We start from the raw sequence: 21016 nt of genomic DNA, 5'->3' as shown, positions 1-21016 counted from the left end.
TGCTCGGCTCAGGTCCAGGAAGCAGCCGAGCACGGGCTCGGCCCTACGACCGGCGCATCAACCGCCGCCCCCACCGCCCCCAGCGTGGATGCCACCGGCAGTCAGTGCGGTCGGATCCAGCAGGCGCCGCAATTCGGCCTCCTCCAGCCCGCTGTCTTCCAGCGCCACGTCCAGCACCGGGCGCTGTTCCTTGTAGGCACGCTTGGCAATGGCCGCGGCCTTCTCGTAGCCGATGATCGGATTCAATGCCGTGACCAGGATCGGATTGCGCGCCAGCGCTTCGGCCACACGGTCCTCGCGCACCTTCAGCCCGGCGATCGCGCTGTCGGCCAGCAGCCGCGACACATTGGCCAGCAGGCCGATGCCATCGAGCAGGTTCACCGCAATCAGCGGCAGGGTGACGTTGAGCTGGAAGTTGCCGGTCTGCCCGGCCACGGTGATTGCCGTGTGGTGGCCGATCACCTGCGCGCAGGCCATCACGGTCGCTTCCGGAATCACCGGGTTGACCTTGCCCGGCATGATCGAGCTGCCCGGCTGCAGTGCCGGCAGTTCGATCTCGCCCAGCCCGGCCAGCGGACCGGCGTTCATCCAGCGAAGATCATTGGCGATCTTGATCAGCGCCACGGCCAGTGCATTGAGCTGGCCGGACAGCTCCACCGCATCATCCTGCGCGGCCAGGCCTTCGAACTTGTTCTCGGCGCTGTCGAACTTGAAACCGGTCTGTTGCTTCAGTGCCTTGGCTACCTGCGCGCCAAAACGCGGGTCGGCGTTGATGCCGGTGCCGATGGCGGTGCCACCCAGCGGCAGGCGGCGCACGCGCTTGAGGCTGTCTTCGATGCGCTCCTGCGCCGAAGCCAGCTGTGCCGACCATGCGCCGAACTCCTGCTCGAAGGTCAGTGGCATCGCGTCCATCAGGTGGGTACGGCCGGTCTTGACCACCTTGCGCAGGCTGCGGCCCTTCTTGTCGAGGGTCTTGCGCAGGTGCACCAGCGCCGGCAGCAGCTGTTCGTGCGTGGCCAGCACCGCCGACACGCGCAATGCGGTCGGAATCACGTCGTTGGAGCTCTGCCCCTGGTTGACGTGGTCATTGGGATGCACGGTGGTCTTGCCCGCCTTGCCGGCACGGTTGGCCAGGGTGGCGATGACCTCATTGGCATTCATGTTCGACGACGTGCCCGAACCCGTCTGGTAGACATCGATCGGGAAGTGCGCGTCCCAGTTGCCGGCAGCCACTTCGGCGGCAGCGGTCTGGATGGCCTTGGCCACGGTCTTCGGCAGGTGTCCCAGCTCCGCGTTGACGCCCGCGGCCGCGCCCTTGACCAGGCCCAGCGCGCGGATGAAACCGCGCGGCATGTGCTGGCCCGACACCGGGAAGTTCTGTACGGCTCGCTGGGTCTGGGCGCCCCACAGGGCGTCCGCAGGCACCTGCAGCTCGCCCATGCTGTCGTGTTCGATTCTGAAACCCTTGCTTGCAGCTTTGCTCATTGCATCAACTCCGCACTACTTCAGTTGGGGAAAGGGAAGCGGCGGCTGGCAGGGTGTCGCTTCCCGGGCTGGCGGCTGCGCCAACGATACTCCCTTGCCCGCAGCGTGGGATGACGAGGACGGGCCAGAACGTTCCGTCCGCACGGCCGTTGTGCGCGCGCAAGGTAGTGCCGGCCGCCGGCCGGCAAGCCATGGCGGAGTGGGCCGGGCGTGGTTGCCGGCCAGCGGGCGGCACTAGCTGACCGGCACGTCGTAGAATATCGGCCCCGCCGCTCGTCCCAGCCCTGCCGACATGTCCGATTCCGCCCTGCTCGCCCTGTCCCCGCTCGATGGCCGCTACGCCGGCAAGGTCGACGCGCTGCGCCCGATCTTCTCCGAATACGGCCTGATCAAGGCCCGCATCACGGTCGAGGTGGAATGGCTGCTGGCGCTGGCCGCCGAACCGGGCATCGTCGAACTGGCGCCGTTCTCCGACGCCGCCGTCGCCCGCCTGCGCGACCTGGCCGCCCGCTTCAGCCCGGCCCAGGCCGCGCGCGTGAAGGAGATCGAGCGCACCACCAACCATGACGTCAAGGCGGTGGAGTACTTCATCAAGGAACAGCTGAAGGACGACGCCGAACTGGCCCCGGCACTGGAATTCGTGCATTTCGCCTGCACCAGCGAAGACATCAACAACCTCAGCTACGGACTGATGCTGGAACAGGCCCGCCGTGAAGTGCTGCTGCCGACCCTGGACGGCATCGCCAGCACCCTGCGCAGCCTGGCCCACGCCCAGGCCGGCCAGCCGATGCTGTCGCGCACCCACGGCCAGACCGCCTCGCCGACCACTCTGGGCAAGGAACTGGCCAACGTGGTCGCTCGCCTGGAACGCCAGCGCCGGCAGATCGCCGCGGTCGAACTGACCGGCAAGATCAACGGTGCCGTCGGCAACTACAACGCCCACGTGGCCAGCTACCCGGACGTGGACTGGCCGGCCTTCGCCGAGCGCTTCGTGACCGGCCTGGGCCTGGTATTCAACCCGTACACCACGCAGATCGAGCCGCACGACAACGTGGCCGAGATCGGCGATGCCGCACGCCGCGCCAACATCATCCTGATCGATCTGGCCCGCGACATCTGGGGCTACATCTCGCTGGGCTACTTCAAGCAGCGCCTGAAGGAAGGTGAAGTCGGCTCGTCGACGATGCCGCACAAGGTCAACCCGATCGACTTCGAGAATGCGGAAGGCAATTTCGGCATCGCCAACGCCTTGTTCGAGCACTTCAGCGCCAAGCTGCCGATCAGCCGCTGGCAGCGTGACCTGACCGATTCCACCGTGCTGCGTGCGCTGGGTACCGCGTTCGGCCACAGCCAGGTGGCGCTGGATTCGCTGGCCAAGGGCCTGGGCAAGTTGGAGGTGAACCCGCAGCGCCTGGATGCGGATCTGGACGCGGCCTGGGAAGTGCTGGCCGAGGCCGTGCAGACGGTGATGCGCCGCCATGGCCTGCCGAACCCGTACGAGCAGCTGAAGGCGCTGACCCGTGGTCAGGGCATCACGGCCGAGTCGATGCGTGCGTTCGTGCAGGAGCTGGAGCTGCCGGCGGATGCGAAGCAGCGCCTGCTGGAGATGACCCCGGGCAGCTACACCGGTCTGGCCGAGTCGCTGGCGAAGAAGATTTAAGGGGTTTCCTTTGCGGCGGCGGCCGCGGGCGCTGCCTGCGGCAGGCTACGGCAACGGCAACAGCAACAGCAACAGCAACGGCAACAGCAACGTCAAGAGCGGCTCTGGATTGCTGCTAGCTGGGTGGGGCGGGAGGGGCCAGCGGGACACGCCGTGAACCCATCCATGGGGGCTCGATGGCGCCATCCATGGCGCCAACGGTCCCGCTGGCCCCTCCCGCCCCACCTCTGACAGATTCCCGGTGACGGATCGAAGAGCGTGGGGTTGTCGGGACGGAATTTGAAAGAGGGACGCGGCTTCGCCGCGTCCCTCTTTTGCTTTGGCATGAGCAAGCGCAGCGCGCGACCCGCTGTTGCCTTTGATCTTCTTCTTCCATTCCGTGGCGGGCCACGCAGGAAACTGCCAGGGGCCGGGCGGGGTGGGTTCGCGGGACCGTTGGCGCCATGGATGGCGCCATCGAGCCCCCATGGATGGGTTTACGGCGTGTCCCGCGAACCCACCCCGCCCGGCCCAGCCCATGAAGCCAGCGCTTTGCGCGACCAACCACCCCGCCACGAGGGTCTCCGCCGTTGGCCGGACACCCCGCGACAAACCACCGCACGTGCGCAATCCCGACGAACGGCGGACAATGGAAGCCTTGGCGGCCCGCCACGCCGCCCCTCCCGCTTTCCGCTGCAAGGATTCCCCATGGCCGCCCGCAAGTCCCCTGCCCCCCTGATCGAAGTCACCGCCCGCCCCGGCCAGCCCCTGGGCATGGCGCCGGCCACCTTCCTGCGCGACTTCTGGCAGAAACGCCCGCTGCTGATCCGCAACGCCTTCCCCAATTTCCAGACCCCGGTGCAGCCGGAAGACCTGGCCGGGCTGGCCTGCGAGGAAGGCGTGCTGGCGCGCCTGATCGAGCACGACAAGGCCCAGGACGGCTGGCGCGTGCGCACCGGTCCGTTCCAGGAAGACGTGTTCCCCGCCCTGCCCGACCACGACTGGACCCTGCTGGTGCAGGACGTGGACAAGTGGGACCCGGACGTGCGCGCCCTGATCGAGCACTTCAGCTTCCTGCCGCGCTGGCGCATGGATGACGTGATGATCAGCTTTGCCGCCACCGGCGGCTCGGTCGGCGCCCATGTCGACCAGTACGACGTGTTCCTGCTGCAGGCCCATGGCCACCGCCGCTGGCAGATCGACGCCAGCGAATCGATCAAGGGCAGGCAGCCACCGCTGGGCTTCCGCCCGGACGTGGAGCTGAAGCTGCTGAAGGTGTTCAAGCCGACCCACGACTGGGTGCTGGCGCCGGGCGACATGCTGTACCTGCCGCCGAACGTGCCGCACCACGGCGTCGCCGAGGATCCCTGCCTGACGTTCTCCTTCGGCATGCGCGCGCCGTCCTCGGCCGAACTGATCAGCGATTACCTGGACACCCTGATCGCCGATGCCGACGAGAACATCCGCTACCAGGATGCCGACCTCAAGGTGCCGGCCGACCCGAACGAAATCGACACGGTGGCGATGGCGCGGGTGATCACCGCGCTCAACGCCATCCGCATGAACGACCCGGACAAGCTGGGTGACTGGTTCGGCCGCTTCATCACCACCTACCGCGCCGCCGGCGAGGTGATGGCCCACCAGGCCGCACCGGCACCAGAGGAAGTGGTCCAGGCGCTGGCCTCCGGCCTGCTGCTGCAGCGCCACCCGTGGGCACGCCTGGCCTGGCGCCGGGCCAAGCGCGGTGCCAGCCTGTACGTCAGCGGCCAGGACTTCGCGTTGCCGGTGAAGGACGCCCAGCGCCTGGCCGCTGCCGAACAGCTCGATGTCACCGCCTACCGTGGCCTGTCCGACAAGGGCCGCGCCGTGCTCCAGCAGCTGCTGGTCGGCGGCGTGTTCCAGCTGATCGACCCGGATGAGGTGTACGAGGCCGAAGACGAGGACGACGGCGAGGATGCCGTGGTGCTCGGCGAGGTCGTTGAAGGCCGTGACCGGGTGGATGCGATCGACGCCGACGCGGTGTCCGACGATGTCCACACCGTGACCGTGCACGACGACGGCATCGAGGTCATCGTCAACTTCGAGGATCACGACGAAGACGACAGCGACGACGGTCGCGCCTGAGCCTAACCATGATCCGGGTCCAGCAGGTCAGCCACGCCGACGCCCACGTTGCCATCCACGACGTGCGCCAACGCGTGTTCGTGCAGGAACAGGGCATCGCTGCGGAACTGGAACGCGATGCGCTGGACCCGGTCAGCGCCCATGTGCTGGCGCTGGACAGTGACAACCAGCCGGTCGGCACCGGCCGCCTGGCCCCGGACGGCCGCATCGGCCGTATGGCCGTGCTGGCCAGCCATCGCAGCCACGGGGTCGGTGAGGCCTTGCTGGAGGCACTGGTCGAGGCCGGGCGCAGGCTTGGCCTGGCCGAGCTGCACCTGCACGCCCAGCTGCCCGCCCGCGATTTCTATGCCCGCCAGGGCTTCCTGCCGGAAGGCGAGGTGTTCGAGGAGGCCGGCATCGGCCACCAGCAGATGCGCCGCCGGCTGGGCGCGGCCAGCGCGATCGACAGCCGCGCCGAAGCGGTGGCCATCACCACGGCCATCGTCCACCGCGCCCGCCGCCAGTTGTGGCTGCACAGCCGCCAGCTGGACCCGGGGCTGCTCGACGCGCCGCCGGTGCAGGCCGCCCTGCGCCGCTTCGTCACCGCCCGCCATGACAAGCAGCTGCGGGTGATCGTGCACGATGCCGCTGCGATCGCCTCTGCCGGGGCACCGCTGCTGGCGCTGGCCCAGCGCCTGCCAAGCGTGATCCAGTTCCGCGAGGTCAGCGATCCGGTCGACCGCGCGCTGGCCTCGGCCTGCCTGCTCAACGATGCGGGCGACTTCTACTTTCGTCTGATCGGCCATCGCCTCGACGGCGAGGCCGGCATCGCGCTGCCGGCACGTTCGCAGCCGTTCGAGCAGCAATTGCAGCGCGTCTGGGACCGTTCGCGCGATTGCAGCGAACTGCGCGCCCTCGGCATCTGAGCCGGCACCGCTGACCCAACCTGTCTGGAACCGGCACCAGCGGACGCGGGATACCTGTGGTGGTGCCCCTTCGTGTCCCGTTGGGGGTACAATTTGGCTGTTTGAACGCGCCCGCGCAGGGCTATTCATCTTCCTGCCGGGTCCTTCTGAAGCCATACCCCACAAAGCGAATCAACACCCTCCATCGTGGACAATCAACTGAAGCAGTTTGCGCAATCTTCGCAACTCGCCGGCGGCAACGCCTCCTATGTCGAGGACCTGTACGAGCAGTACCTGGTCTCCCCGGATAGTGTCGATCCCAAATGGAAAACCTACTTCGACGGCTTCAAGGGCCGCGAAGCAGGTGACATTCCGCACTCGGCCGTCATCTCCCACATCGCGGACGCGGCCAAGGATGCGCTGAAAGCTGGCACCGGCACCGGTGCGGGCGACGAGCGCGAGCGCAATGTCGGTCGTCTGATCACCGCCTACCGCTCGCGCGGCCACCTGGACGCCCGCCTCGATCCGCTGGGCCTGGCCGCGCCGGTCAACACGCCCGACCTGGGCCTGCCGTTCCACAGCCTGTCCGATGCCGATCTCAACAGCGAGTTCAGCACCGGTGGCGTCGGCGGCCAGCCGCGCATGAAGCTGCGCGACCTGCTCGCACGCCTGAAGGCGACCTACACCGGCTCGATCGGTGCGGAGTTCATGCACATCTCCGAGGTCGAGCAACGCCAGTGGATCTACAAGAAGCTGGAAGCGGCTGGTGGCAACTACCAGCTGGACGCTGACACCCAGCGCCGCACCCTGGAGCGCCTGACCGCGGCCGAAGGCCTGGAGCGCTACCTGCACACCAAGTACGTCGGCCAGAAGCGCTTCTCGCTGGAAGGCGGCGACTCGCTGATCCCGATGATGGACACCATCATCCGCAGTGCCGGCAAGGATGGCGTCAAGGACGTGGTGATCGGCATGGCCCACCGCGGCCGCCTGAACGTGCTGGTCAACACCCTGGGCAAGAACCCCCGCAAGCTGTTCGACGAGTTCGAAGGCAAGTTCGAACACGACGAGCACGCTTCGGCCGGCGACGTGAAGTACCACATGGGCTTCTCCGCCGACGTGGCTACCGACGGTGGCCCGGTGCACCTGGCACTGGCGTTCAACCCGTCGCACCTGGAAATCGCCGACCCGGTCGTGGCCGGTTCCGTGCGTTCGCGCCAGGAGCGCCGCAAGGACACCGCACGCAAGCAGGTCATGCCGATCCTGATCCACGGCGACGCGGCCTTCTCCGGCCAGGGCGTGGTCATGGAGCTGTTCCAGATGTCGCAGGCCCGCGGCTTCGCCGTCGGCGGCACCGTGCACATCGTGGTCAACAACCAGGTCGGCTTCACCACCTCCAACCCGCTGGATACGCGCTCCACGCGCTATGCCACCGACGTGGCGAAGATGATCGCCGCCCCGGTGCTGCACGTGAACGGCGATGATCCGGAAGCCGTCGTGTTCGCCGCGCAGCTGGCCTTCGAGTTCCGCCAGAAGTTCGCCAAGGACGTGGTCATCGACCTGATGTGCTACCGCCGTTGGGGCCACAACGAGGCCGACGAGCCGGCGATCACCCAGCCGCTGATGTACCAGGTGATCCGCAAGCACCCGACCACCCGCGAGATGTACGCCGAGCAGCTGGAAAAGGCGGGCGTGATCGCCGCCGGTGCCGGCAAGGCGATGGTCGATGCCTACCGCGAGAAGCTCGATGCCGGTGAAGTGACCACCGAGCTGGCCAAGGTCGAGAAGACTCCGCCGAGCAGCCCGCTGTTCGTCGATTGGCCGAAGCTGCTGGAAGGCAAGCTGTCCGACCCGGTCTCGACCAAGGTCGAGAAGAACAAGCTGGTCGAGCTGGCCAGGCTGATCAACACCATCCCGGACGAAGTGCAGCTGCACTCGCGCGTGGCCAAGGTCTATGACGACCGCCGCAAGATGGCCGCCGGCGAGATTCCGGGCGACTGGGGCTTTGCCGAGAACCTGGCCTACGCCACCCTGCTCGACGAAGGCCATGCGCTGCGCCTGGTCGGCCAGGACGTCGGCCGCGGTACGTTCACGCACCGCCACGCGATCCTGCACGACCAGAAGACCGACAACTACTACATGCCGCTGCGGCAGCTGGTGGATTCGCCGGAGAAGGCCACCGTCATCGATTCGCTGCTGAGCGAAGAAGCGGTGATGGCCTACGAGTACGGCTTCTCCACCACCGATCCGAACACGCTGTGCATCTGGGAAGGCCAGTTCGGCGACTTCGCCAACGGTGCCCAGGTGGTGATCGACCAGTTCATCGCCGCCGGTGAAGCCAAGTGGGGCCGCATTTCCGGCCTGACCCTGCTGCTGCCGCACGGCTACGAAGGACAAGGCCCGGAACACAGCTCGGCGCGCCTGGAGCGCTTCCTGCAGCTGTGCGCCCTGGAGAACATGCTGGTTGTCGTGCCGTCGACCCCGGCGCAGGCCTTCCACATGCTGCGTCGCCAGCTGCACATGACCACCCGCAAGCCGCTGGTGGTGATGTCGCCGAAGTCGCTGCTGCGCCACAAGCTGGCCGTGTCGACCCTGGACGAGCTGGCCAACGGCGAGTTCCAGCACCTGATCGGCGACGCCAATGCCGATGCCAAGAAGGTCAAGCGCGTGGTGCTGTGCTCGGGCAAGGTCTACTACGACCTGCTGGAAGACCAGGCCAAGCGTGGCCAGGACGACGTGGCGATCATCCGCGTGGAGCAGCTGTATCCGTTCCCGCGTGCGCTGCTGGCGGCCGAACTGAAGAAGTACGGCAAGGCCACCGACGTGGTGTGGACGCAGGAAGAACCGCAGAACCAGGGCGCGTGGTACCAGATCCGCCACCACCTGCAGTTCTGCCTGGCCGATGGCCAGAACCTGCACTACGCCGGTCGCGCACGTTCGGCGTCGCCGGCTGCCGGTCACATGGCTGACCACGTCCGCGAGCAGCAGCAGCTGATTGCCGACGCACTGGTCAACCCGTTCAACGACACGTTCGCTGAATAATCCTCCCCCTATTTAGAAGACAAACCAGGAAGCTCCCGCAATGGCCACCGAAGTCAAAGCCCCGGTACTGCCCGAATCCGTCGCCGACGGCACCATCGCCACCTGGCACAAGAAGGTGGGCGACGCCGTCAAGCGCGACGAAAACCTGCTTGACCTGGAAACCGACAAGGTCGTGCTGGAAGTGCCGTCGCCGGTTGACGGCGTGCTGAAGGAAATCAAGTTCAAGGAAGGCGATACCGTGACCTCCAGCCAGGTCGTGGCGATCATCGAAGAAGGCGCCGTGGCTGCGGCTCCGGCCCCGGCCGCTGAAGAGAAGAAGGCTGAAGCCGCACCGGCCGCCGCTGCTCCGGCCGCTGCCGCTGCGCCGGCCCCGGCTGCCAAGTCGGCCGCCGACGCGCTGCCGCCGGGCGCCCGCTTCACCGCCATCACCGAAGGCGTGAACCCGGCCGACGTCGACGGCACCGGCCGTCGTGGCGCGGTGACCAAGGAAGACATCGTCAACTTCGCCCGCAACGGCGGCGCCGGCAAGGCCGGTGGCGCGCGTCCGGAAGAACGCGTGCCGATGACGCGCATCCGCAAGCGCATCGCCGAGCGCCTGATGGAGTCGAAGAACTCCACCGCCATGCTGACCACCTTCAACGAAGTCGACCTGTCCAAGGTGTCGGCGGCGCGCAAGGAGCTGCAGGACGAGTTCGTCAAGGCACACGGCATCAAGCTGGGCTTCATGAGCTTCTTCGTGAAGGCCGCTGCCAACGCACTGCAGCGCTTCCCGCTGGTCAACGCCTCGATCGACGGCGACGACATCATCTACCACGGCTACTCGGACATCTCGATCGCCGTGTCGACCGAGAAGGGCCTGGTCACGCCGGTCCTGCGCAACGTCGAGCGCATGTCGTTCGCCGACATCGAGAAGACCATCGCCGACTACGCCAAGAAGGCACGTGACGGCAAGCTGGGCCTGGAAGAACTGCAGGGCGGCACCTTCACCGTGACCAACGGCGGCACCTTCGGTTCGCTGCTGTCGACACCGATCATCAACCCGCCGCAGAGCGCCATCCTGGGCATGCACGCCATCAAGGAGCGTCCGATCGCCCAGAACGGCCAGGTCGTGATCGCGCCGATGATGTACCTGGCGCTGTCCTACGACCACCGCATCATCGACGGCAAGGACTCGGTGCAGTTCCTGGTGGACATCAAGAACCAGCTGGAAAACCCGGGCCGCATGCTGTTCGGCCTGTAAGAAACCTCCCGCCCCTCCGCGCCTGCGCGGAGGGGTTCTGGTAATGCATCAAGGAATAATTCAATGGCTGAACAATTCGACGTCGTCGTCATCGGTGCCGGCCCGGCCGGTTACCACGCTGCCATCCGCGCGGCCCAGCTGGGCCTGAAGACTGCCTGCATCGACGCAGCACTGGGCAAGGACGGCAAGCCGGCCCTCGGCGGCACCTGCCTGCGCGTGGGCTGCATCCCGTCCAAGGCGCTGCTGGATTCCTCGCGCCAGTTCTGGAACATGGGCCACATCTTTGGCGACCACGGCATCAGCTTCAAGGATGCCAAGATCGACGTCGAGGCGATGATTGGCCGCAAGGACAAGATCGTCAAGCAGTTCACCGGCGGCATCGGCATGCTGTTCAAGGCCAACAAGGTCGCCGCCTACTACGGCTTTGGCCAGCTGCAGCCGGGCAACGTGGTCAAGGTGAAGCAGCACGACGGTTCGGAAGTCGAGCTGAAGGGCACCAACGTCATCATCGCGGCCGGTTCGGATTCGATCGAACTGCCGTTCGCCAAGTTCGACGGCGAGACCATCGTCGACAACGTCGGCGGCCTGGACTTCACCGAAGTGCCGAACCGCCTGGCGGTGATCGGTGCCGGCGTGATCGGCCTGGAACTGGGCAGCGTGTGGAAGCGCCTGGGCGCTGAAGTCACCATCCTTGAGGCCATGCCGGAGTTCCTGGCGGCTGCCGACGCCGAAGTGGCCAAGGCCGCTGCCAAGGAATTCAAGAAGCAGGGCCTGGACATCAAGCTCAATGCCAAGGTCTCCAAGACCGAGATCAACGGCAAGGGCAAGAAGAAGGAAGTCATCGTCACCTACACCGACGCGGAAGGCGAAAAGACCCTGACCGTGGACAAGCTGCTGGTGGCCGTCGGCCGTCGCGCCGCCACCAAGGGCCTGCTGGCCGAAGGCACCGGCGTCAAGGTCAACGAGCGTGGTCAGATCGAAGTCGATGCGCACTGCCACACCGGCGTCAACGGCGTGTGGGCGGTCGGCGACTGCGTGCGCGGCCCGATGCTGGCGCACAAGGGCTTCGAGGAAGGCATCGCGGTGGCTGAGCTGATCGCCGGCCTGCCGGGCCACGTCAACTTCGACACCATCCCGTGGGTCATCTACACCGAGCCGGAACTGGCGTGGGTCGGCAAGACCGAAGCCCAGCTGAAGGCCGAAGGCATTCCGTACAAGGCCGGCAGCTTCCCGTTCGCCGCCAACGGCCGTGCCGTGGCGATGATCGAGCCGGCCGGCTTCGTGAAGATCCTGGCCCATGCCGAAACCGATCGCATCCTCGGCATGCACCTGGTTGGCGCCAACGTCTCCGAACTGGTGCACGAAGGCGTGCTGACCATGGAGTTCAGCGGCTCGGCCGATGACCTGGCCCGCATCTGCCACGCCCACCCGTCGCTGTCGGAAGTGATCCACGACGCAGCGATGGCGGTCAGCAAGCGCGCCATCCACAAGGCAAACTGATCGTTCGGTAGTGCCGGCCGCTGGCCGGCATCACCCGGATATGAAAAACCCCGCCTCGGCGGGGTTTTTTGTCGCTCATTTCCCTGTAGCGCCGAGGCCACGCTCGGCTGCCCTGCAAAGGCCGCCGAGCATGGCCTCGGCGCTACACCTTTCCAGCAGGCTTCTTCGGTGGATCCTCACAGACCCTGTGCTGCACCACCGTATCGCCGACCTTCCATTCCTTCGTGACCCGGCAGCGCTCCCTGGCCTCGGGTACCGCCAGAGGCTTCGCCCCAGCTGCATTCGCTTCGTCGGCACCGGCTGCCTGCTGGCGCTCCAGCCACACCGAAGGGGGTGCCGGAGGTGCGGCCAGCACCGGACCCGCCAACAGGGCCAGACCGACCAGCACCACCGCCCTCATGCGGGCACCGCCCGGCCACCAAGCAGGCGCGCGGGCAGCATGAACAGCGCGCGCAGGAACGCGAACAACGCCGAGAAGGTGATGCCGACCAGTCGGAACGGCAGGCTCAGCAGCCACACGAACGGCCAGGCGATCAGGGCGAGGATCGCCAGCGGCCAGCACAGTACGAACAGCAGGCACCACACACCGAGCGCGAACAGGGTCTTCATCACGGTCTCCTTGGGGCGGCACCCTGCCGCCTGCGGACACCTTGGCGCCCTGCCCTGGCGCCGGCAAACGGTTTGCGACGAAACCGGGCTGGGGGCGATGAAACCGATCCAGCGCAGTGCAACGCCAAGCCCGCGCCCGGCTGCGCTTCGTGGCGACCGCATGGAACCCGCGCTGACAGCGGCTCCTGCCGGTGCCTTGGGCTCTACAGCGCCGGAGCGTGGTTGCCGGCCAGGCCGGCATGACCATTATTCGAACGAACCGACCGAATCGTGGGCCAGGTTGTCGAAGCGGGTGTACTCACCGAAGAACTTCAGTTTGCACGAGCCGGTCGGGCCACCACGGTGCTTGCCGATGATGATTTCGGCCAGGCCCTTGTCCGGCGAGTTTTCCTTGTTGTAGTAGTCGTCGCGGTAGATGAACACGATCATGTCCGCGTCCTGCTCGATTGCGCCCGATTCGCGAAGGTCGGCCATCACCGGGCGCTTGTCGGTACGCGTTTCCAGCGAGCGGTTGAGCTGCGACAGCGCGATCACCGGCACGTTCAGTTCCTTGGCCAGTCCCTTCAGCGAACGCGAGATTTCCGAGATTTCGGTCGCGCGGTTCTCGCTGTTGCCCGGCACGCTCATCAGCTGCAGGTAGTCGATCACCACCAGGCCCAGGTCATGCTCGCGCTTGAGGCGGCGGCACTTGGAACGCAGCACTTCAGGCGACACGCCCGGCGTGTCGTCGATGAAGATCTTGGTCTCCTTCAGCATCTTGATCGCGCTGGTGACGCGGCTCCAGTCCTCGTCTTCCAGCTGGCCGGTACGCAGGCGCTGCGCGTTGATGCGTCCATTGGAGGAAATCAGGCGCATCGCCAGCTGCGATGCCGACATTTCCATCGAGAACACGGCCACACCCTTCTTCGACTTGATCGCCGCGTACTCGGCGATGTTCAGCGCGAAGGTGGTCTTGCCCATTGCCGGGCGCGCCGCGAGGATGATCAGGTCGGTCGGCTGCAGGCCGGCGGTCATCGCGTCGAACTCGTTGTAACCGGTCGGCAGGCCGGTGATGTTGCCGCCGTTCTCGAAGCGGTTGCGCAGCTCCTCGAAGGCATCCTTCAGTGCACCGGGCATGGCCACGAAATCGGTACGGCCACGCGCACCCTGTTCGGCGATCGCAAACACGCTCTTTTCCGCCGAGGCCAGCAGCTCGCTGCTGTCGCGGCCTTCGGGCTGGAAGCCATCGTTGACGATGTCGGTGCCGACCTGGATCAGCTGCCGCAGCACCGCCTTGTCACGCACGATCTCGGCATAGGCCACGATGTTGGCAGCTGACGGCGTGGTACTGGCCAGTTCGATCAGGTAGGCGCCGTCACCCACCAGTTCCATCTTGCCCTGCGATTCGAACCACTCGCCCAGCGTCACCGCATCGAACGGTCGTTCGCGCTCGGACAGCTCGCGGATCGCACGATAGATCATCTGGTGATCGCGACGATAGAAGTCGCTTTCGGTCAGCTGGTCGTTGACACGGTCATACGCCTCGGGCGCCAGCATCAGGCCACCCAGTACCGCCTGCTCGGCTTCCACCGAATGGGGCGGTACCCGCAACTGGTCGATGCGCGACTCGTCGCGATCGCGATCGAAGCCATCACCGCGCTCTCTGCGGTTGGAACGGAAGCCGGGACGAGCGGACATGCTGCGGTGTTTCCTGCAAAAGTGGGCCAGACGAGTGTAGGCATGTGCCGACCCCGGCAGCCATGGACAAGCCTGTGGATAAGCCGTGGGAAAACGGGGGATATCCGCCGGTACCTGGCCAGACTGGCGTGAGAGCGTCGCACTGCCTGCGACGGGCGCCATTGCGGCGCCCGAGCGGGACATTATCGCAGATCAACGCCCCGGGGTCGGAGCCCGTCACTGCGCGCCGGGATCCGACCCTGGGCACGATTTGGGTCGGATCCCCTGCGACGCAGGGGCTCTGACCCCGCAGGCGTCAATCGCCCTTGACGTGCACTGCGATCAACGCCAGGAACCGGTCCACGTAGCCCTGCAGGAACTTCTGCGTGCCTTCGTTGTGGATCGTGCCATCGGCATCGATCAGGCCGTCCTTGAAGTGGATGAATGCCTCGGGCTGGCCCAGCACATGCATGTCCAGGAAGGCCAGGCTGTTGCGCAGGTGCTGCTGGGCCACGGCAGTACCGATCTGGCCGATGGAGGCGCCGATCACCGCCGCCGGCTTGCCGGCAAACGCACTGTCACCGTACGGGCGCGATCCGATATCAATGGCGTTCTTGAGCACGCCGGGCACCGACCGGTTGTACTCGGGTGTCACGAACAGCACCGCGTCGGCGGCGCGCACCTGGTCCTTCAGCCGGGTGCCCTCCGGCGGATAATCGGCGTCGAAATCCTGGTCGTACAACGGCAGATCGCCGATCTGCACGTACTGGAAGCGCGCGCGATCACCGGCGAGCTTCTCCAGCGCATGGGCCAGCTTGCGGTTGCAGGAATCCTTGCGCAGGCTGCCAACGAACACGGCGATGGTGGGGACGGACATCGGGACATACTCCTCACGGTGCGGGAGGCCCAGCCTAGTCGCCAGGCCCGTGCCATCCGGTGAAGATCAGCCGCCGGTCACGCCGGTCCGCGCCTGCCGCCAATGCGCCTGCCAGGCCTGGAACATCAGCACGTTCCACAGGTGGGTATGCCACTTGCGCTGCCCGCCCAGGAACTGCTGCCACAGCGGCTGCACCGCCGCCGCCGACAGCACGCCCTCACGCTCCAGCCGCGCCGGCTGCAGCAGGTCCTCGGCCCAGGGCCGCAGATCGCCCTTCAACCAGTCACTGACCGGTGCGCCAAAACCGCGCTTGGGGCGGTGCACCATTGAATGCGGCACGTAACGGCCCAGCACGCGCTTGAGCAGCACCTTGCTGGTCGTCTCACTGCGCTTGAAGCCCAGCGGCAGTGACCAGGCGAACTCGGCCACGCGCCAGTCCAGCAATGGCGCGCGCGCCTCCAGGCTGACCGCCATCGAGGTCCGGTCGACCTTGCACAACAGGTCATCGGGCAGGTAGGTCACGAAATCGGCCAGCATCATCGCGTCGGCCGGTGTCCCCGCGCCATGCAGCGGATCGGCCAGGTCGTAGAAGCTGCCGGCCGCCTGCGCACCGGGCACCGCCGCGGCGGGGTCGCGCCAGCGCGAGATGCGGTTGCGGTAGACGTCGCCGATGCCACGTGCGCCTGTCTCGGCCAGCAGCGCCGCCAGGCCACCGGTCCGCGAGGCCTCGCCCTGCTGCTGCGAGCGTGCGCCCATCCAGCGCCGCAGCGGCCCCGGTACGCGTCCGAGCATCTGCCAGTTGCGCAGCGCGCGTACATACCGGGTGTAGCCGAAGAACAGCTCATCGCCACCGTCGCCGGACAGCGCGACGGTCACGCCCTGCCGTGCCAGCCGTGCGACCAGCGCGGTCGGCACCTGCGACGCATCGGCAAAAGGCTCATCGAACATCGCCGGCAACTGCGGCACCACCGCCAGCGCGTCGGCGCCGCTGACATACAACTCGGTGTGATCACAGCCCAGGTGAGCCGCCAGCTCCCTGGCCAGCGGTGCTTCGTCATGTCCCGAACCGGTGAAGCCGATGCTGAAACTATGCACCGGCTGCCCGCTCTGCGCCTGCATCAGCGCCGCCACCAGCGATGAGTCGGTGCCACCGGACAGGAACACGCCGACCGGCACGTCGGCCACCATGCGCAGCGCCACCGCATCGCGCAGCAGCGTGTCCAGCTGTTCCTCGGCCTCCTCGATGCGGCCCTGGAACGGGGCGGCCAACGCCGCCTGCATGCGTGCGCGCGCATCCCAGTACGGGCGCTGCGCCTGCTCCGGGCGGTGTGCCGCGGCGCCTGCGGCCACAGCCGCTGCATCCAGCCGCAGCACCCGGCCCGGCATCAGCTTGTAGCAGCGCTGGTGGATGCTGTGCGGCGCCGGGATGTAATCCAGCCGCAGCAGCAAGGTGAGCGCATCGCGGTCGATGTCGTTGTCGAACGCCGGGTGTTGCCAGAGCGCCTTCAGTTCCGAACCGAACACCAGCGTGTCGCCGGCCCAGCCGTAGTACAGCGGCTTCTTGCCGACGCGGTCGCGGGCCAGCCACAGGCAACGCTCCTGGCGGTCCCACAGCGCGATGGCGAACATGCCGTTGCAGCGCTGCAGGGTATCTTCCACGCCCCACTGCAGGATCGCCGCCAGCAGTACTTCGGTGTCGGAATGGCCGCGGAAGGTGTGCCCCAGCGGCTCCAGCTGTTCACGCAGGGCCGCGAAATTGTAGACCTCGCCGTTGTAGGCCATCACGTAGCGGCCGTCCGCCGAGGCCATCGGCTGGTGGCCCAGCGGGGACAGGTCGAGGATGCTCAGGCGCCGATGCGCCAGCGCGATGCCCGCCTCGGCATCGACCCAGCTGCCGCCATCATCCGGCCCGCGATGGTGCAGCGCCTGGCCCATGGCCAGCGCCTGCGCCTGCAGCGACTCGGCCGACGCCAGCGGCGCCGGCAACAACATTCCCGCCAATCCACACATGCATCAGGGTTCCTGCGCCAGGTCGAGGGCGGCGCCAATCACCGCATTGTCGCTTGGAAGGCCGAACATTGCTGCCCCCGCCAGTGGTGTGTAGGTATCGGCACCGCAGATCCGGCGCAACGGCAGATGGCCGAACCCGGCTTCGACCAGCGCGGTGACCACGCCCTCACCCACTCCGCCGCTGTGGCGGCCTTCGTCCAGCACCAGCACCCGCCGCGCGCCTGCGGCCTGGGCCGCGATGAAGCCGGCATCCAACGGTACCAGCCAGCGCAGGTCGACCACCCGTACCTGCCAGCCCAGCTGCTGCTCGATCGCCCGCGCCGCGCGCAACGCCATCGGCACGCCATTGCCATAGGTGTAGATCACCAGGTCTTCGGCCTCCGGTGCATAGACCCGTCCCTCGCCCGGCACCAGCGCCTGGCCCTGTGCCGGGTAGTCGAACAGCCACTGGCCATCCCCCGCTTCGTGCAGGTCCTTGTTCATGTACAACGCGATCGGCTCCAGGAACACCGCCACGCGCCCATCCACCCGCGCCAGTGCGGCCAGCGTGCGCAGCATCATCACCGCATCGTCGCCGCGCGAGGGGCAGCCGACCACAAGCCCGGGGATGTCGCGCAACGCGGTGATCGAGTTGTCGTTGTGGAAGTGCCCGCCGAAACCCTTCTGGTAGCCCAGCCCGGCCACCCGCACCAGCATCGGGTTGCGATACTGGTCGTTGGAGAAGAACTGCAGCGAACAGGCTTCACCACGCAGCTGGTCGATGGCGTTGTGCAGGTAGGCCAGGTACTGGATCTCCGGAATCGGCAGCATGCCCAGGTTGGCCAGACCCTGCGCCATCCCCAGGATCATGGTCTCGTCCAGCAGCGTGTTGAACACCCGGCGTGGGCCGAAGCGGCGCAGCAGATCCTTGGTGACGGTGTACACACCGCCCTTCTGAGCCACGTCCTCGCCGAACAGCAGGCTCTGCGGATACTTCGCAAGCAGTTCCAGCAGGCCGTGGTTGATCTGGATCGCGAGATGCCGTGGCGCCTGTCGTTCCGGCAAGGACTCGGCACCGCCATAGAGTGCCTCGCGCGCCTCGTCGGCGACCTCGCGCCGGGCTTCGGCCTGCACCGCCGCGGGCGTATAGGGTGCCAACGGCGCCATGACCTCCTGCAGCGACTGCAGCTTCGCACGGCCTTCGGCATCGGCAGCGGCGGCCATGCAGCGCGCGCGCATCGTCTCGTAGGCCACTTCGATGGCGGCTGCATCCATCCAGCCCGATTCCAGCGCGATCTGCGCCGAGCGCAACAGCGGATCCTGCGCCTCGGCCGCGCACAATTCCGGCAATGCACGCCATTCCACCTCGAAGTCGGTGCCGGCGTGGCCCATCAGGCGCGTGGTGCGCAGATGCAGGAAGGTCGGTCGCCGCGTCCGCCGGCAGTGGTCCACTGCGGCCTGCACCTGGGCGTGCCCGGTGGCCAGGTCGAGGCCATCGGCGTAGAAATAGTCCAGCCCCGGCTGGTGGCTGAAGCGCTCGGCAATCCAGCCGTCCGGCGTCTTCACCGAGATGCCCAGCCCGTTGTCCTCGCAGACGAACAGGATTGGCGCCGGCAGTTTCTGGTAGGCCGCCCACATCGCGGTGTTGAACGCCGTCTGCGCGGTAGCGTGATTGGCCGAGGCGTCGCCGAACGAGCACAGCACGATACTGTCGGCGGGAATCGGCAGCGCCTGCGCCAGTCGCTTGCCACTCTCGATGGCCAGTGCCGTGCCCAGCGCTTTGGGCAGGTGCGAGGCGATGGTCGAGGTCTGCGGCAATACCCACAATGGCTTGCTGCCCCACACCTTGTGCCGACCACCACTGGCCGGGTCATCGGCGCTGGCAGCGAAGGAAAGCGCGGCATCGCGCAGCGGGTCGATGCCCGGCACCTGGCGCGAGCGTTCGACCATGAAGGCGCCGGAGCGATAGTGCAGGAATGCGGGGTCGGTATGCCGGCAGGCCCGCGCCAGCAGCGCGTTGCCTTCATGGCCGGACGACCCGATGGTATAGAAGACCTTGTTCTGCACGCGCAATACGCGCGCCATCAGGTCCAGCTGGCGGCTGGCCAGCTGCGAATCGAACAGCTCACCGAAGGCGGCCGCGCTGAGCGTGCTGCCCGGCAGGATCGGCGCGTCCGGCGCAGGACGTGCGCGCGGTGTGCCTCGCCAGCCACGCACCGCGTCGAGGAAATTGGCGTCGCACACTTCGGCGCGGTTGAGCACGCGCATGCGCGCAGGAATCGGATCTGGAACCACAGCAAACATCGAACACCCTCCGTGTCGTTGTTGCGTTCCACCCGGCAACGCCGGGCGCTACCCTGTGGGATCAGGCAGCCTCGAAGCGCGCGCGCACCTCGGCGGTCACCGCTGGCATCGCCACGAAGCGCGGTTGCGCGCGCACGCGCTGCAGCCAGGCGCGCACTTCCGGGAAGGGCGCCAGGCTGATGCCGCCCTCGCCTGCGACGTCGGTATAGGCGAACAGCGCAATGTCGGCGATGCCGTATGCGCTGCCGGTGAACCACTGCGCTTCGCGCAGGTGCTGCTCCATCACCGCCAGCGCGGTGGCGGCGCGCTCGTGCAGGCGTGGCAGTTCAGCACGGCGCGGTGAATCGGCAGGTGTCCAGCCGCGGATGAAGCGCGCTACCGCCACGCATGGCTCGTGCGTGTACTGCTCGAAGAACATCCAGCTCAATGCCTGCGCGCGTTCCCAACCGTCGGTGGGCAGGTAGGGCGTCCCTTCGGCCAACCAGAACAGGATCGCATTGGATTCAGTCAACACGCGGCCATCGTCGCGGACGATCAACGGCACCTTGGCATTGGGGTTGAGCGCGAGGAACTCGGCGGTGTGGGTCTGGCCATGGGCACTGTCCACTTCCACCCAGCGGTAGCGGCTGCCGAGCTGCTCCAGCAGCAGGCGGACCTTGTGGCAATTGCCGGACACCGACATGCCGTGCACCGTCAACGGGACGCGCTCTTCCACCATTGCCTGCTTCCTCGGATCCGGCCGGCGGCCAGCTGCACGCAGTCTGGCAAGCCCGCCGGTGAATGCCAAGCGCGGGTGCAGCATGGCAACACGGTCGTGCCGGCCGCTGGCCGGCGACCTCGAGGCAGCTGGTAGTGCCGGCCGCTGGCCCGCATCCTCGATGCAGCTGGTAGTGCCAGCCGCTGGCCGGCATCCTCGATGCAGCTGGTAGTGCCGGCCGCTGGCCGGCAACCTCGATGCAGCTGGTAGTGCCGGCCGCTGGCCCGCATCCTCGATGCAGCTGGTAGTGCCGGCCGCTGGCCGGCATCCTCAATGCAGCTGGATCCAAGCGATTGCCGGCCAGCGGCCGGCACTACCGGCAACGCTCAGCGCGCGCGCTGCCGCCACTGTTCTCGCGACTGGCCCCAGATCTGCATCGGCTTGTCGTTGTACGGCGGTGGCAATTCACCCATGCGCAGCAGCGTGCTGCCGAGCTTGCGCGCGACCGCCCTCGAGTTGTCGTTGTTCTCGGCGATGGTGTGGATCACCTCGTCCCAGCCCAGCGTGTCGAACGCCCAGTCGATGGCGGCAACCGCCGCTTCCGGTGCATAGCCCCGGCCCCAGCTGGCATGCCGAATACCCCAGCCGACCTCGGTTCCAGGCCAGTCCTGCGGCTGCCACGGTCCCATCCGGCCGATCCAGTCACCGCTGGATTTCTCGATCACGCTGAACATCGAGAAGCCGAACAGCTGCCAGGCGCCGGCCAGGCTGCAGAAGCCGCGCCATGCCACCGAGGGCGGTTGAACACCCCCCAGGGTACGCATCGTTTCCTCGTCGGCACAGAATGCCAGGTACGGTTCGTAGTCCTCGCGCAGCAGCGGGCGCAGGATCAGCCGCTCGGTTTCCAGGCGCAGGTCGAAGATGCTCATGCCGACTCCTTGTCGAAGGGGGCGTCCATCATGGTCGATTCCCT

15 protein-coding genes are annotated in these 21016 nt (G+C 67.0%); 6 read left to right on the top strand and 9 right to left on the bottom strand.

Annotation, left to right across the window (positions count from 1 at the left end; translation table 11 throughout):
- Window positions 1–57: 57 nt before the first annotated feature.
- Window positions 58–1485, bottom strand: coding sequence for a class II fumarate hydratase (locus tag KXV01_RS11900; protein ID WP_263467816.1), 1428 nt, complete (start codon window positions 1483–1485; stop codon window positions 58–60).
- Between the two features lie 292 nt (window positions 1486–1777).
- Here KXV01_RS11900 and purB point away from each other — a divergent pair, with 292 nt between their 5' ends.
- The 6 genes from purB (at window position 1778) to lpdA (ending at window position 11911) form a co-directional block, all read left to right on the top strand.
- Window positions 1778–3145, top strand: coding sequence for an adenylosuccinate lyase (gene purB, locus KXV01_RS11895; RefSeq protein ID WP_049412964.1), 1368 nt, complete (start codon window positions 1778–1780; stop codon window positions 3143–3145).
- A 687-nt stretch (window positions 3146–3832) separates the two neighbouring features.
- Window positions 3833–5248 (top strand): cupin domain-containing protein, encoded by a 1416-nt coding sequence (locus tag KXV01_RS11890; protein WP_263467815.1) that lies wholly within the window; start codon window positions 3833–3835, stop codon window positions 5246–5248.
- Window positions 5249–5256: 8 nt separating this feature from the next.
- Window positions 5257–6153 (top strand): GNAT family N-acetyltransferase, encoded by an 897-nt coding sequence (locus KXV01_RS11885; RefSeq protein ID WP_100478425.1) that lies wholly within the window; start codon window positions 5257–5259, stop codon window positions 6151–6153.
- Window positions 6154–6339: 186 nt separating this feature from the next.
- Window positions 6340–9171, top strand: coding sequence for a 2-oxoglutarate dehydrogenase E1 component (locus tag KXV01_RS11880; RefSeq protein ID WP_134709685.1), 2832 nt, complete (start codon window positions 6340–6342; stop codon window positions 9169–9171).
- A 40-nt stretch (window positions 9172–9211) separates the two neighbouring features.
- Window positions 9212–10411, top strand: coding sequence for a dihydrolipoyllysine-residue succinyltransferase (sucB, locus tag KXV01_RS11875; protein ID WP_019660411.1), 1200 nt, complete (start codon window positions 9212–9214; stop codon window positions 10409–10411).
- 63 nt (window positions 10412–10474) lie between these two features.
- The gene (gene lpdA, locus KXV01_RS11870) at window positions 10475–11911 is read left to right on the top strand and encodes a dihydrolipoyl dehydrogenase (protein WP_164284437.1); all 1437 of its coding nucleotides are present in this window, start codon (window positions 10475–10477) and stop codon (window positions 11909–11911) included.
- Window positions 11912–12053: 142 nt separating this feature from the next.
- Here lpdA and KXV01_RS11865 read toward each other — a convergent pair whose 3' ends face one another.
- The 8 genes from KXV01_RS11865 to KXV01_RS11830 form a co-directional block, all read right to left on the bottom strand.
- Complete coding sequence (locus KXV01_RS11865; protein WP_111191301.1) at window positions 12054–12311, bottom strand: hypothetical protein; 258 nt, start codon at window positions 12309–12311, stop codon at window positions 12054–12056.
- Window positions 12308–12520 carry a hypothetical protein gene (locus tag KXV01_RS11860; protein ID WP_014647705.1) on the bottom strand — a complete coding sequence of 71 codons (213 nt, stop codon included), beginning with the start codon at window positions 12518–12520 and terminating at the stop codon, window positions 12308–12310. The genes KXV01_RS11865 and KXV01_RS11860 overlap by 4 nt, the downstream gene beginning before the upstream one ends.
- 246 nt (window positions 12521–12766) lie before the next feature.
- Complete coding sequence (locus tag KXV01_RS11855; RefSeq protein ID WP_049410515.1) at window positions 12767–14197, bottom strand: replicative DNA helicase; 1431 nt, start codon at window positions 14195–14197, stop codon at window positions 12767–12769.
- A gap of 295 nt (window positions 14198–14492) precedes the next feature.
- Complete coding sequence (locus KXV01_RS11850; protein WP_049438116.1) at window positions 14493–15053, bottom strand: NAD(P)H-dependent oxidoreductase; 561 nt, start codon at window positions 15051–15053, stop codon at window positions 14493–14495.
- Between the two features lie 66 nt (window positions 15054–15119).
- A complete protein-coding gene (gene asnB, locus KXV01_RS11845; RefSeq protein WP_164284439.1) occupies window positions 15120–17063 on the bottom strand; it encodes an asparagine synthase (glutamine-hydrolyzing) in 1944 nt (647 codons plus the stop codon).
- A gap of 3 nt (window positions 17064–17066) precedes the next feature.
- Entirely contained in the window at window positions 17067–19346 is a 2280-nt protein-coding gene (locus tag KXV01_RS11840) for a transketolase C-terminal domain-containing protein (RefSeq protein ID WP_263467814.1), read from the bottom strand.
- A 61-nt stretch (window positions 19347–19407) separates the two neighbouring features.
- Window positions 19408–20064: a glutathione S-transferase family protein gene (locus tag KXV01_RS11835; RefSeq protein WP_049410529.1), complete on the bottom strand. Its 657-nt coding sequence runs from the start codon at window positions 20062–20064 to the stop codon at window positions 19408–19410.
- Window positions 20065–20429: 365 nt separating this feature from the next.
- Window positions 20430–20972: a GNAT family N-acetyltransferase gene (locus KXV01_RS11830; RefSeq protein ID WP_049410531.1), complete on the bottom strand. Its 543-nt coding sequence runs from the start codon at window positions 20970–20972 to the stop codon at window positions 20430–20432.
- Window positions 20973–21016 lie beyond the last annotated feature (44 nt).

This window comes from Stenotrophomonas sp. Ps181, assembly GCF_025697425.1.
In the GTDB taxonomy this organism is placed as follows: Bacteria; Pseudomonadota; Gammaproteobacteria; order Xanthomonadales; family Xanthomonadaceae; genus Stenotrophomonas; species Stenotrophomonas sepilia.
Note: the sequence above shows the minus strand (reverse complement) of the source record. Positions and strands in the feature narration are given on the sequence as shown.

Excerpts from the sequence above, each read along its gene's own strand:
- KXV01_RS11900 (WP_263467816.1), bottom strand. The coding sequence starts at position 1,485 with ATGAGCAAAGCTGCAAGCAAGGGTTTCAGAATCGAACACGACAGCATG.
- purB (WP_049412964.1), top strand. The coding sequence starts at position 1,778 with ATGTCCGATTCCGCCCTGCTCGCCCTGTCCCCGCTCGATGGCCGCTAC.
- KXV01_RS11890 (WP_263467815.1), top strand. The coding sequence starts at position 3,833 with ATGGCCGCCCGCAAGTCCCCTGCCCCCCTGATCGAAGTCACCGCCCGC.
- KXV01_RS11885 (WP_100478425.1), top strand. The coding sequence starts at position 5,257 with ATGATCCGGGTCCAGCAGGTCAGCCACGCCGACGCCCACGTTGCCATC.
- sucB (WP_019660411.1), top strand. The coding sequence starts at position 9,212 with ATGGCCACCGAAGTCAAAGCCCCGGTACTGCCCGAATCCGTCGCCGAC.
- lpdA (WP_164284437.1), top strand. The coding sequence starts at position 10,475 with ATGGCTGAACAATTCGACGTCGTCGTCATCGGTGCCGGCCCGGCCGGT.
- KXV01_RS11865 (WP_111191301.1), bottom strand. The coding sequence starts at position 12,311 with ATGAGGGCGGTGGTGCTGGTCGGTCTGGCCCTGTTGGCGGGTCCGGTG.
- KXV01_RS11860 (WP_014647705.1), bottom strand. The coding sequence starts at position 12,520 with ATGAAGACCCTGTTCGCGCTCGGTGTGTGGTGCCTGCTGTTCGTACTG.
- KXV01_RS11855 (WP_049410515.1), bottom strand. The coding sequence starts at position 14,197 with ATGTCCGCTCGTCCCGGCTTCCGTTCCAACCGCAGAGAGCGCGGTGAT.
- KXV01_RS11850 (WP_049438116.1), bottom strand. The coding sequence starts at position 15,053 with ATGTCCGTCCCCACCATCGCCGTGTTCGTTGGCAGCCTGCGCAAGGAT.
- asnB (WP_164284439.1), bottom strand. The coding sequence starts at position 17,063 with ATGTGTGGATTGGCGGGAATGTTGTTGCCGGCGCCGCTGGCGTCGGCC.
- KXV01_RS11840 (WP_263467814.1), bottom strand. The coding sequence starts at position 19,346 with ATGTTTGCTGTGGTTCCAGATCCGATTCCTGCGCGCATGCGCGTGCTC.
- KXV01_RS11835 (WP_049410529.1), bottom strand. The coding sequence starts at position 20,064 with ATGGTGGAAGAGCGCGTCCCGTTGACGGTGCACGGCATGTCGGTGTCC.
- KXV01_RS11830 (WP_049410531.1), bottom strand. The coding sequence starts at position 20,972 with ATGAGCATCTTCGACCTGCGCCTGGAAACCGAGCGGCTGATCCTGCGC.